At 68.5% G+C, this 12,783-nt stretch carries 10 protein-coding genes; all 10 read left to right on the forward strand.

The window, feature by feature from the left end; translation table 11 throughout:
• The coding region (locus tag ABGA94_RS10575) for a DUF3829 domain-containing protein (RefSeq protein WP_375367227.1) at positions 1–340 on the forward strand (340 nt) is incomplete at its 5' end.
• 48 nt (positions 341–388) lie between these two features.
• A complete protein-coding gene (locus tag ABGA94_RS10580; RefSeq protein WP_162911601.1) occupies positions 389–2,020 on the forward strand; it encodes a TldD/PmbA family protein in 1,632 nt (543 codons plus the stop codon).
• Between the two features lie 30 nt (positions 2,021–2,050).
• On the forward strand, positions 2,051–3,685 hold the full coding sequence (locus ABGA94_RS10585) for a TldD/PmbA family protein (protein WP_111127202.1): 1,635 nt from the start codon (positions 2,051–2,053) through the stop codon (positions 3,683–3,685).
• 21 nt (positions 3,686–3,706) lie between these two features.
• Entirely contained in the window at positions 3,707–5,041 is a 1,335-nt protein-coding gene (locus ABGA94_RS10590) for a TldD/PmbA family protein (RefSeq protein WP_061479901.1), read from the forward strand.
• On the forward strand, positions 5,041–5,748 hold the full coding sequence (locus ABGA94_RS10595) for a DUF4159 domain-containing protein (RefSeq protein ID WP_005421001.1): 708 nt from the start codon (positions 5,041–5,043) through the stop codon (positions 5,746–5,748). Before ABGA94_RS10590 ends, ABGA94_RS10595 begins: the two co-directional genes overlap by 1 nt.
• Positions 5,749–5,764: 16 nt before the next feature.
• Positions 5,765–6,748 carry an AAA family ATPase gene (locus ABGA94_RS10600; RefSeq protein WP_375367230.1) on the forward strand — a complete coding sequence of 328 codons (984 nt, stop codon included), beginning with the start codon at positions 5,765–5,767 and terminating at the stop codon, positions 6,746–6,748.
• A 7-nt stretch (positions 6,749–6,755) separates the two neighbouring features.
• A complete protein-coding gene (locus tag ABGA94_RS10605; RefSeq protein WP_197598830.1) occupies positions 6,756–7,652 on the forward strand; it encodes a DUF58 domain-containing protein in 897 nt (298 codons plus the stop codon).
• Positions 7,649–8,770 (forward strand): BatA domain-containing protein, encoded by a 1,122-nt coding sequence (locus ABGA94_RS10610; RefSeq protein ID WP_375367232.1) that lies wholly within the window; start codon positions 7,649–7,651, stop codon positions 8,768–8,770. Before ABGA94_RS10605 ends, ABGA94_RS10610 begins: the two co-directional genes overlap by 4 nt.
• The gene (locus ABGA94_RS10615) at positions 8,767–10,935 is read left to right on the forward strand and encodes a hypothetical protein (protein ID WP_375367234.1); all 2,169 of its coding nucleotides are present in this window, start codon (positions 8,767–8,769) and stop codon (positions 10,933–10,935) included. Before ABGA94_RS10610 ends, ABGA94_RS10615 begins: the two co-directional genes overlap by 4 nt.
• Positions 10,932–12,740, forward strand: a complete 1,809-nt coding sequence (locus ABGA94_RS10620) for a hypothetical protein (RefSeq protein WP_375367235.1) — start codon at positions 10,932–10,934, stop codon at positions 12,738–12,740. The genes ABGA94_RS10615 and ABGA94_RS10620 overlap by 4 nt, the downstream gene beginning before the upstream one ends.
• The last annotated feature ends 43 nt before the right edge of the window (positions 12,741–12,783 follow it).

Raw genomic sequence — 12,783 nt, forward strand, 5'->3', positions numbered from 1 at the left:
GATCGAGCGCGCCGATGGCTATTTCACCCGCGAGGACTATCGTCGCGATGGTGGTGAAGGGATGCGCAGCCAGCATGCCCCGCTGATGCAGGCCTATGCTGATTTCTTCAAGGCCAGCGAGGCGATGGATGCGGCTGCCAAGCCTCCATGGACGGATTCACGGCGTCCCCGCAATCCGACACCGCCCCGCCCACTCACGGAATGCCCGCTTCTGACGTTGACGTTGCCCTGGCTTGAAGCAGGTGCAGGGGCTGCGAGCCCTGCCGAAACCCTCCCCAACCATGACTGCAGTCACTTGCCCGGTTGCGCCGCGCTGGCGAAAGTCGAGGAGTTGACGTGATCGGTCCGGCGCGTTGCCGACCGCACGCAAGCGAGAGAGAGAAACGCTGTGCAACGACGTGAGTTCCTGGCTTTTTCCGGCCTGGGCCTGGCCGGCCTGCTGCTGCCGCATTCCCGTGCCATCGCCGCCGAGCAGCTGCTGGCGCCGGTCGATACCGCCCAGCGCCGGCGCTTGGCCGAGGTCGCGCTGGCCACCGCACGCACGGCCAAGGCCAGCTACTGCGATGTGCGCATCGGCCGCTACCTCAACCAGTCGGTCATCACCCGCGAGCACCAGGTCGGCAATGTGACCAACCGAGAATCGTCCGGCGTGGGCGTGCGGGTGATCGTCAACGGTGCCTGGGGCTTTGCTGCCACCCATCAGCAGACCGAGGCCGCCGTGCGCGCGGCAGTCGAGCAGGCGGCGGCAATCGCCCGCGCCAACGCCAGCATCCAGACCCGCCCGGTGCAACTGGCACCCACGCCGTCCGTCGGTGAAGTACGCTGGCAGACGCCCATCCGCAGGAACGCGATGGCGGTGCCGATCCAAGACAAGGTCGAGCTGCTGCTGGCCCTCAATGCCGCCGCGCTGAATGCGGGCGCCGACTACATCAATTCCACCCTGTTCCTGGTCAACGAGCAGAAGTACTTTGCGTCCAGCGACGGCTCGTTCATCGACCAGGACATCCACCGCATCTGGCTGCCGTTCACCGCCACCGCCATCGACAAGGCCAGCGGCAAATTCCGCACCCGCGCCGGCCTGTCCTCGCCGATGGGCATGGGCTATGAGTTCCTCGATGGCGATGCGCGCGGCAAGGTGCAGCTGCCCGGCGGCATCACTGCCTACCGCGATTCCTACGACCCGGTCGAGGACGCCATTGCGGCCGCCCGCCACGCACGCGAGAAACTGAAGGCGCCGTCGGTGAAGCCCGGCAAGTATGACCTGGTGCTGGACCCGTCCAACCTGTTCCTGACCATTCACGAGAACGTCGGCCACCCGCTGGAGCTGGACCGCGTGCTCGGCTACGAAGCCAACTACGCCGGTACCAGCTTCGCCACGCTGGACAAGCGCGATGCGGGTTTCCGCTGGGGCAGCGACATCGTCACCTTCTTCGCCGACAAGACCCAGCCCGGCAGCCTCGGTGCGGTCGGCTACGACGACGAAGGCGTAAAGACCCAGCGCTGGGACCTGGTGCGAGACGGCATCCTGGTCGACTACCAGGCCACCCGCGATGAAGCCCACATCCTCGGCCGCGATGCATCGCATGGCTGCAGCTATGCCGATTCCTGGTCCAGCGTGCAGTTCCAGCGCATGGCCAATGTCTCGCTGGCGCCGGGCAAGCAACCGCTCAGCGTCGCGGACATGATCAAGGACGTGGAGAACGGCATCTACATCCACGGCCGCGGTTCGTATTCGATCGACCAGCAGCGCTACAACGCGCAGTTCGGCGGCCAGCTGTACTACCAGATCAAGGACGGAAAGATCGCCGGCATGGTAGAGGATGCGGCCTACCAGATCCGCACGCCGGAATTCTGGAATGCCTGCACCGCCATCTGCGATGAGCGTGACTTCCGCCTGGGCGGTTCGTTCTTCGACGGCAAGGGCCAGCCCGGCCAGGTCTCGGCGGTCTCGCACGGTTCGTCCACCACCCGCTTCAACGGCATCAACATCATCAACACCGCGCGCAGTCTCGGCGCTTGAGCCACCCATCCTTCGACATGGAGAGCAGCCTTGCAAAGACGTGACTTCCTGGCCCTGACCGGGCTTACCGCGGGTGGGCTGATCGTGCCCTCCTTCTTCGGCAAGGTGATCGCCGCCGAGCAACTGCAGTCCAGCCTCGACCCGGCGTTGAAGAAGCGCCTGGCCGACGCCGCTCTGCAGGCCGCACGCAGCGCCGGTGCCACCTACTGCGACGTGCGTATCGGCCGCTACCTGCGGCAGTTCGTGATCACCCGCGAAGACAAGGTGCAGAACGTGGTGAACACCGAGTCCACCGGCGTCGGCATCCGCGTGATCGTCAACGGTGCCTGGGGCTTCGCCGCCACCAACGCACTGGGTACCGCCGACGTGGCCAGGGCCGCGCAGCAGGCGGCGGCGATCGCCAAGGCCAATGCCGGCGTGCAGACCGCGCCGGTGCAGCTGGCCAAGGCGCCGGGCGTGGGTGAGGTGAGCTGGCGCACGCCGATCCGCAAGAATGCGATGGAGGTGCCGATCAAGGACAAGGTCGGCCTGCTGCTGGACGTCAACGCCGCCGCAATGGGCGCCGGTGCCAGCTTCGTCAACTCGATGCTGTTCCTGGTCAACGAGCAGAAGTACTTCGCCTCCACCGACGGTTCCTACATCGACCAGGACGTGCACCGCATCTGGGCGCCGATGACGGTCACCGCCATCGACAAGGCCAGCGGCAAGTTCCGCACCCGATCGGGCCTGTCCTCGCCGATGGGCCTGGGCTACGAATACCTGGACGGCGCCGCCGCGGGCAAGGTGGTCAGCCCGAATGGCGTGGTCAACTACAGTTCTTCCTACGACATGAAGGAAGACGCCATCGCCGCCGCCCGGCAGGCGCAGGAAAAGCTGAAGGCGCCGTCGGTGAAGCCGGGCAAGTACGACCTGGTGCTCGACCCGTCGCACACCTGGCTGACCATCCACGAGTCGATTGGCCACCCGCTGGAACTGGACCGCGTGCTCGGCTACGAGGCCAACTACGCCGGCACCAGCTTCGCCACCCTGGACAAGCGCGAACAGCGTTTCCAGTATGGCAGCGAGCTGGTCAACATCTTCGCCGACAAGACCCAGCCAGGCAGCCTCGGCGCAGTGGCATACGACGACGAAGGCGTGAAGTGCAAGCGCTGGGACCTGATCAGCAACGGCAAGCTGGTGGACTACCAGACCATCCGCGACCAGGCCCACATCCTCGGCAAGACCGAGTCCGACGGCTGCTGCTATGCCGACTCGTGGTCCAGCGTGCAGTTCCAGCGCATGGCCAACGTGTCGATGGCACCGGGCAAGAAGCCGCTGAGCGTGCCGGACCTGATCAAGGACGTGGAGAACGGCATCTACATCATCGGTGACGGTTCGTTCTCGATCGACCAGCAGCGCTACAACGCGCAGTTCGGCGGCCAGCTGTTCTACGAGATCAAGAACGGCCAGATCACCCGCATGCTGGAAGACGTGGCCTACCAGATCCGCACGCCGGAGTTCTGGAATGCCTGTACCGCCGTGGCCGACGAGCGTGACTACCGCCTGGGCGGTTCGTTCTTCGACGGCAAGGGCCAGCCGGGACAGGTCTCGGCGGTCTCGCACGGTTCGTCGACCGCGCGCTTCAACGGCATCAACGTCATCAACACCGCACGCAGCCTCGGCTGACCGGTCAGGAGCCCTTACACCATGAGTATCTTCACCGAAGCCCAGGCCAAGGCCATCCTCGACAAGGTCATCGCCCTGTCCAAGGCCGACGAGTGCACCGCCGTGCTGGCCGGCGCGATCAGCGGCAACATCCGTTTCGCGCTGAACAATGTCTCCACCAGTGGCATCGTCGACAACACCGAGCTGGCGGTCACCGTCGCCTTCGGCAAGCGCGTCGGCACTGCCTCGATCAACGAGTTCGACGACGCCGCGCTGGAACGCGTGGTACGCCGTGCCGAAGACCTGGCCCGCCTGGCCCCGGAGAACCCGGAGTTCATGCCGGCCATCGGCAAGCAGAGCTACCGCGCCAGCCCGACCTTCAGCGAATCCACCGCCGCGATCGATCCGGCCTTCCGTGCCAAGGTCGCTGCCGATTCGATCGCCCCGTGCCGCGGCCACGGCCTGGTCGCCGCCGGCTTCCTGGAGGACGGCCAGGGCTTCCAGGCCACCGCCAACAGCAACGGCAACTTCGCTTACCAGCGCACCACCAACTTCGATTACACCTGCACTGTGCGCACCGAAGATGGCCGCGGTTCGGGCTGGGTCGGCCGCAACCTGAAGGACGCGGCGGACTTCAAGGCTGACCAGGACATCCGCATCGCCATGCGCAAGGCCACCGAATCGGCCGAAGCCAAGGCACTGGAACCGGGCAAGTACACGGTCATCCTGGAGCCGGCCGCAGCGGCAGGCCTGATCAGCTTCATGATGAACTTCTTCAGTGCACGCTCGGCCGATGAAGGCCGCAGCTTCCTGTCGAAGAAGGGCGGCGGCAACAAGCTGGGCGAGCAGGTCTACGACCCGCGCGTGACCATGATCGCCGACCCGTGGCATCCGGATGCACCGGTGCTGCCGTGGGACAACGAAGGGCTGCCGCGCGAACGCATGGCCATCATCGAGAACGGCAGGATCGCCAATCTGGACTACTCGCGCTTCTGGGCGCAGAAGCAGGGCAAGACCGCCAAGGCCTCGCCGGGCAACCTGCTGATGAGCGGTGGCGACAAGAGCACCGCCGAGCTGGTGCGCGGCACCCAGAAGGGCATCCTGGTCACGCGTACCTGGTACATCCGCATGGTCGATCCGCAGACCGTGCTGCTGACCGGCCTGACCCGCGACGGCACCTTCTACATCGAGAACGGCCAGATCAAGCATCCGGTGAAGAACTTCCGCTTCAACGAGTCGCCGGTGATCATGCTCAACAACATCGAAGAGCTGGGCAAGCCGGTGCGTGTGGCCGGTGATGAATCCAGCTACGTGATGATGATCCCGCCGATGAAGCTGCGCGATTTCACCTTCACCTCGCTGTCCGACGCGGTCTGATGGATCGCCGGGCCTGCCTGCGCTGGTTGGCCGCTGCCGCTTCGGCGGCGGCGCTGCCGGCCTGGGCACAGGCAGGCCCGCGCAGTTCGCGCTATGACTTCTGGTTCACCCGCCTGCAGTACGACTCCGGTGACTGGGACGTGGACGCGCGCATGCCATCCAACCTGATCACCTCGCTGATCGACTACACATCGCTGCGCGTGGACCCGCAGGAACACGTGGTGGCCCTGGCCGACCCGCGCATGCTGGAAGCGCCGTTCTGCTACCTGGCCGGACACACGCTGGTGGAGTTCAACGCCGCCGAACGGCAGAACTTCGTGCGCTACGTGCGCAATGGCGGCTTCGTCTTCGTCGACGACTGCAACCATGACATCGACGGGCTGTTCGCCACCTCGTTCGAAGCACAGATGGGCCGCCTGTTCGGTCCGAAGGCATTGCAGAAACTGCCCAACAGCCACGCGCTGTACCGCAGTTTCTTCCGCTTCCCGGACGGTCCGCCCGCCACCAGCTTCGAACTCAACGGCTGGGGCGACGACCTGGTGCACGACTATCTGAAGGGCATCGAGGTCGATGGTCGGCTGGGCCTGCTCTACAGCAACAAGGACTATGGCTGCGAGTGGGACTACGACTGGCGCAACAAGCGCTTCCTGGCCGAAGACAACACCCGCTTTGGCGTCAACATCGTGATGTACGCGTTGAACAATTGACAGGATCTGCACGCCCATGAATTCCTCCGACCTCGATTCCCTGCTGCCGCGGCTGGATGAACTGCGCGCCGCGCTCGCACGCGCGGTGGTGGGCCAGCACACCGTGGTCGAGCAGCTGCTGATCGGCCTGCTGGCCGGCGGCCACTGCCTGCTGGAAGGTGCGCCCGGGCTCGGCAAGACCCTGCTGGTACGCTCGCTCGGCCAGGCATTGGAACTGCAGTTCGGGCGTGTGCAGTTCACCCCCGACCTGATGCCCAGTGACATCCTCGGCACCGAGCTGCTGGAGGAAGACCATGGCACCGGCCATCGCCATTTCCGCTTCCAGCAGGGCCCGATCTTCACCCACCTGCTGCTGGCCGACGAACTCAACCGCACCCCGCCCAAGACCCAGGCCGCACTGCTGGAGGCAATGCAGGAACGCACCGTCAGCTACGCCGGAACCACCTACGCGCTGCCCGCTCCGTTCTTCGTGCTGGCCACGCAGAACCCGATCGAGCAGGCCGGCACGTACCCGCTGCCAGAGGCACAGCTGGACCGCTTCCTGCTGCACGTGCTGGTGGATTACCCCAGCGAAGACGAGGAGCGGCGGATCCTGGAACAGACCACCGGCGGTGCCACCGACGCGGTGCCGAAAGTGATGGATGCCGAGGCGGTGATCGCCCTGCAGGCGGCTGTGCGGCAGGTGCATGTCAGCCCCGACGTGCTGGCCTGGATCACCCGCCTGGTGCGCGCCAGCCGGCCAAGCGAAGGCGCCCCGGCGGCGATCAACCAATGGGTGAAGTGGGGCGCCGGTCCGCGCGCCGGCCAGTCGCTGGTGCTCGCGGCAAAAGCGCGCGCACTGCTGCAGGGCCGCTTCGCCGCCACCCGCGAGGACGTGCAGGCACTGGCCGCACCGGTGATGCGCCATCGCCTGCTGCTGTCGTTCGCCGCCGAGGCCGAGCAGAAGCGTGCCGACGACGTGGTCGCCGCCCTGCTGCAGGCCGTGCCGTTCCCGGGTTGAGCCACGCGTGAACGCCGGTACCCCGCTGACCTTGCCTCCGGAACTGCGTGCGCGCCTGCGCCTGCTGCGGCTGCGGCCGCGCCTGGCCAGCGGCGCCAGTGGCATCGGCCAGCACGCCAGCCGCAGCCGCGGTGCCGGCCTCGAGTTCGCGCAGTACCGGGCCTACGAACCGGGCGACGAGCTGCGCCAGATCGACTGGAAGCTGTACGCGCGTTCGGACCGCTTCTTCGTGCGCGAATCCGAACGCGAAAGCCCGATCACGGTCTGGCTGTTGCTCGATGCCACCGCCTCGGCCGGCCAGGCCGATCGCGCGGCACCGCAGCGCACGCGCCTGGATCACATGCGCGGCGTGGCCGCCTGCGTGGTGGAACTGGCGCTGCAGCAGGGCGACCGTTTCGGCCTGCTGGCGATCAATGGCGATGGACTGCAGTTGGTGCCCGCAGCGAACGGCGCACGCCAGCGTGACCGCGTGCATCTGCAACTGCATGCTCTTCAGGCACGCGGCGGCTGGCCCGTGGCCGATCGCCTGCGCCCGCTGTGGGAGCGTGTGCGTCCGGGCGACCTGCTGCTGGCGATTGGTGATGGCTTCGACGCGGCCTGCATCGTGCTGCTGGAGCAACTGGCCAGCGCACGCCGTGAAGTGGCACTGCTGCAGATCCTCACCGCCGACGAGCGCGATTTCCCGTTCGACGCCGGCCATCGCTTCCGCGATCCGGAAACGGGCGAGGAACTGCTGGGCGATGGCGCGGCGATCCGCGCCGATTACCTGCAGCGCTTCGCCGACGCACGCAACGCATTGCAGTCGCGCCTGCAGGCCAGCGGCATCGCCAGTGCCACCGGCTGGCTCGACCAGCCGCTGGATCATCCACTGCAGGTGCTGTTCGGTCGTGGGGGCGGTGCATGACCCTGCTGTTCCCGTTGGGCCTGGCCGCGCTCGCTGCGTGGTTGCCGCCGCTGCTGATCCATCTGGCCCGGCGTCATCCGTACACGCCGCTGGATTTCGCCGCGCTGCGCTGGCTGCGTGCACAGATCCGCCCGCGCCAGCGCATCCGCTTCGATGACTGGCCGTTGCTGCTGGTGCGCCTGTTGCTGCTGGCCGCATTGGCCATGCTGCTGGCGCGCCCTGCGTTGGTCGGCCCTGCCCCGGTCCCCACTGCCTGGACGGTAGTGGCTCCCGGACTGGACGCGACCGCACTGCGCGGCACCGCCGAAGCGGGCAACTGGCACTGGCTGGCGCCCGGCTTCCCCAGCATCGATCAGGCACCGCCGGCATCCAGCACATCGCTGCCCAGCCTGTTGCGTGAGCTGGATGCACAGCTGCCCGCCGGCACCGCGTTGACCGTGCACGTTCCCGATCCCCTGCCCGGTCTGGATGGCGCCCGCCTGCAGCTGTCGCGCGAAGTGCAGTGGCGGCCGCAACCGATACCGGCCACTCCGCAACCGAGTGCCGCGACGATGCCGCGTCTGCGCGTGCACAGCGATGCGCCGGCCGCCGCCCAGCACTGGGTGAACGCACTGCAGCGCGCGTGGGGCATGCAGGCGCCGCTCGCTCCTCTGTCGGCCGATGCCCTGCCCGAACGCGGCGAGATCGGCGTATGGAGCCGCAGCGATGCACTGCCGGCGAGCTGGCAGGCGTGGCTGCGCGACGGCGGTCGTGCAGTGAGCGCCGGCAAGCCTGCTCGCGGCGCCGGCATCCTGCTGCGCAACGCCGACGGCACACCACTGCTGTGGCAGCAGCGCATCGGCCACGGCGTCCTGCTGTCACTACCCAGCGACTGGGATGCCTCAGGCAACGCTGCGCTGCGCGACCCGCAGTTGCCGCGTGCCCTGCTGCTGGCCCTGCAACCGCCAGCGTCACCGCGCCTCGGCGATGCACAGGACCAGGCACCACGCCGGGCCGCACTGCCCGCCATAGCGCCCCCAGCGCGTGAGCCAGCCACGTGGTTGCTGCTGGTCATCGTGGTGCTGTTCGCGCTGGAGCGCTGGGTGGCCAGCAGTCGCCGGCGCAGGGGGGCCGCATGAACACCCTGCAGTACGCCTGGCAACGCGCACGCCGTCGCCGTGCACTCGTTACCCTGCTGCTGGGCCTGCCGTGGGCGCTGGCCGCGACGACGCTGGCGCTGCGCCTGGCGGGCTTCGATATCGCCTGCGTGGTCGGCACGGTCAGCGTGCTCGCCTGCGCAGCGCTCGCCACCGCACGTGCCCGCCAGCTGGACCCACAGTGGGTGCAGCGTCAGCTCGATGCCGGCGGTGCCAGCGAGGACAGTGCCGACCTGCTGTTCGCCGATATGGCAACGCTCAATCCGCTGCAGCAGCGCCAGCGCGCGCATGTGCTGGCCACGCTGGAGCGCGCGACACCGGACCTGCGTCCGCGCTGGCCGCGCAGGGCGTTGGCCCTGAGCTGGGTCGCAGGCCTGGCGATCACTGCGCTGGCATTCGGCTGGCCACGTTCCGGCCCCGGCTCCGCACCGGCCCGCACATCGGCGCCTGTCAGCACGGCTGCCGCCGGCCCGCTGCACCTTCAGTCCACCCGCCTGCGGATCGACGCACCGGCCTATACCGGCCAGGCCACGCGCACCCAGAATGCGTTGGATGCCAAGGTCGCCGCGGACAGCCGGCTGTCGTGGTCGTTGCGCTTCGATCGCGCGCCGGACAAGGCATGGCTTCAGTTCCACGACGGCCGCCGGCTGCCGCTGAGCGAGCAGGATGGGCAGTGGCTGGCTCAGGATGTGGCGCGCGTGCCTGTGCTGTACCGCGTGGTGAGCGAACCTGCACTGGCCCAGACCCACCTGCATCGCCTGGATGTGGTCGCTGATCGTGCGCCCAGCGTGCGCGTGCTGGAGCCCGCCGCGACCCTGGTGCTGGGCACGCCCGGGCAACGCCAGTGGTCGTTGCGCTTCGAAGCCAGCGATGACTACGCCGTGGCCACGCAGGCAACGCTATCGATCACCATTACCCAGGGCAGCGGCGAGAACATCACCTTCGTTCGCCGCAGTGTCGGCCTCACCGGCAGCGGCGAAGCGACTGCACGGCGTTTCGCGTACACCCTCGACCTGGCTGCGCTGGGCGCGCAGCCCGGCAGCGATGTCATCGCCCAGCTGGAAGTACGCGACAACCACGCGCCAACACCGCAGGCCGGGCGCAGCAGCAGCGTGATCCTGCGCCTGCCCAGCGCCGAGGTTGCACTCGGTGCCGAACTGGAAGGCCGCATCAAGAAGACGCTGCCGGCCTACTTCCGCAGCCAGCGGCAGATCATCATCGATGCCGAAGCGCTGATCCGGCAGCGACGCAGCCTCACTGCCGAGGACTTCGTGAAGCGCAGCGATGCGATCGGTGTCGACCAGCGCATCCTGCGCCTGCGCTACGGCCAGTTCCTGGGTGAGGAAAGCGAAGGCGCACCGAAGCCGCCGCCGACCAGCGGCCTGCCCACCAGCGATGCGCCAGCTGCAGGCAGCCACGACGACGAGCACGAGCACGACCATGGCACCGAGGCCGGGGCACACGATGAGCATGGCCACGATCACGGCGGCAAGGCGTCCAATGCCGATTCGCCACCGGTGTTCGGCAGCGCCACCGATGTGCTCTCCGAATACGGCCACACCCATGACCATGCCGAGGCCGCGACCCTGCTCGACCCGCAGACCCGGGCCACGCTGAAGGCCGCGCTGGACCAGATGTGGTCGGCCGAAGGCGAGCTGCGCCAGGGCCGGCCAGAGCAGGCGTTGCCATTTGCCTACAAGGCGCTGGGTTTCATCAAGCAGGTGCAGCAGGCCGAACGCATCTATCTGGCCCGGGTCGGGCCAGAGCTGCCACCGATCGATGAAGGCCGTCGGCTGGGCGGCGATCGCACCGGACTGGCCAGTCGCGAACTGCCGCTGGCCGCACGCACGCCGCCCGACCCGGCCATCATCGAAGCCTGGCAGCGCCTCGGTGATGACACCAGCGCGCCCGACCTCGACGCACTCGCTGCCTGGCAGCAGCGCAATGCCGCCTACCTGCCCGATGCGCTGGATCTGGCTGCCGCCATCGAGCAGCTGCGCATCGAGCCCGGTTGCCGCGACTGCCGCCAGCGCCTGCGCGCTCAGTTGTGGCGGGCGCTGCAGCGTCCACTGCCGCAGGCGATGCGGCGCGGTGCCGCCGATGCGATGGGCCAGCGCTACCTGGACGCATTGGAGGAGCAGCCATGAACCCCTCCGGCCTGAACCTGTGGATCGCCCTGGCACTCGCTGTGATCGTGGCGATCGCCAGCGTTCGCCAGTCGCGCGGCAACACCACGCACCGTGGCCGCCGCTGGGGGGTGATCGGGCTGCAGGTCATCGTCGCCACGCTGCTGTATTTCTGCCTGGTGCCGCCCCCCCGCCAGCAACCCGCAGGCGGGTTGGTTGTGCTCGGAATCGATGCCAGCAGGGCCGGCGCGTTCCCGGCCAGCGAAGGTCCGCTGTGGCTGTTGCCGGAAGCTGCCGATGTGCCCGGCGCAAAGCGCGTACCCGACCTGGCCACCGCGCTGCGGCAGCATCCGGCCTCCACGCTGACGCTGGTTGGTGCCGGCCTGGTCGCGCGTGACCGCGACGCAGTACTGCCACGCGACGTACGTTGGCAGCCGACAGCGACGCCGCGCGGCTGGGTCGCCTTGCAGCCACCGGCCGACGCCGCGCCCGGCGCACGCTTCGAGGTACAGGCACAGGCGCGTGGCGTTGCCAGGGCAAAGGCGGAACTGCTCGACCCGGCCGGCAGCGTGGTCGATCGCGCGGATGTTGCCGAAGACGGCCACGTTCAGTTGAGTGGCATCACCCGCGCCGAAGGCCGCAGCGTATTCCAGCTGCGCCTGCTCGATGCCGACGGCCATGTGGTGGACAGCGCACCGGTGCCGCAGCAGACCCTGCCGGCGGCGCCGTTGCGCCTGCAGGTGCGTGCCAGCGCGCCGGGCCCCGAACTGAAGTACCTGCGCCGCTGGGCAGCCGATGCCGGCATCCGCGTGCAGGTGCAGGCCGATACCGGTGCCGGCCTGAGCGTTGGCGACGGGGCCTTGCCGCTGGACGCGGCGTCGCTGGCGCGCAGCGATCTGCTGCTGCTGGACGAGCGCAGCCTGGTGGCACTGAATGCCGCCCAGCTGGCCGCTGTGCGGCAGGCGCTGCGCGAAGGACTGGGCGTGCTGGTACGCAGTGCGGGCGCCCCTTCGGCCAGCGCGCGCCAACGCCTGCACGATCTGGGCCTGCCGCTGCGGGGGGATGGCAGCAGCCAGGTCCTCGAACTTCCCGGCGACGGCGAGAGCGCGGTCCTCGCCGCACGACGTGGCCCGCTCGCCGCGGGTACGCTGCCGACCGGCTACGGCGAAGAGGCAGACCGCAGTTCGTACGACGCCGCGCTGCCCACACTGGAAGCACTGGCGCTGCAGGTACCTGGCAGCAACGCGCTGCTGCACGATCGCACCGGCAAGGCTGTCGGTGGCTGGCGCGCTGCCGGCAAAGGCCGCATCGGCCTGCTGCCCATCACCGACAGCTGGCGCTGGGTGCTGGCCGGCCGCGATGACCGCCACGGCGAACTGTGGAGCGGCGTGGTTGCCACGCTGGCGCGGGCGCAGGGCAGCGGTGAGGCGCTGTGGTCGCCACAGCCGATCAGCTGGGCGGGCGAACGGCAGGCGCTATGCGGCGTGCAGGCGCCGCTGCAGGCCTTCAACGCACGCGGCGAAGGCACGCCGCTGATCGTCGATGGCGCGACGTCAGACCTGCGCTGCGCGGGCTGGTGGCCGCGCGAGGCGGGCTGGCAGCGCCTGCAGCACGGCGACGCTACCCTCTGGCGCTATGCATTCGACCCGAAGGACGCGCCCGCGCTGCATCAGCAGGCAATGATCGATGCAACCACGCAGGCGCTGGCGGGCAGCTCCCCGGCAACCGCGTCGCTGATGCAACCCGTGCCGGGATCGCGCTGGCCGTGGTGGCTGGCGTTCGTGCTGTGCGCATCGCTGCTGTGGTGGCTGGAGCGACGGCGCTGATCCTGGGGTCAGAACCCTTTCGCCAGCGAAAGGGTTCTGACCC

Source organism: Stenotrophomonas sp. 3diitr2024, assembly GCF_042136455.1.
Classification (GTDB): domain Bacteria; phylum Pseudomonadota; class Gammaproteobacteria; order Xanthomonadales; family Xanthomonadaceae; genus Stenotrophomonas; species Stenotrophomonas sepilia.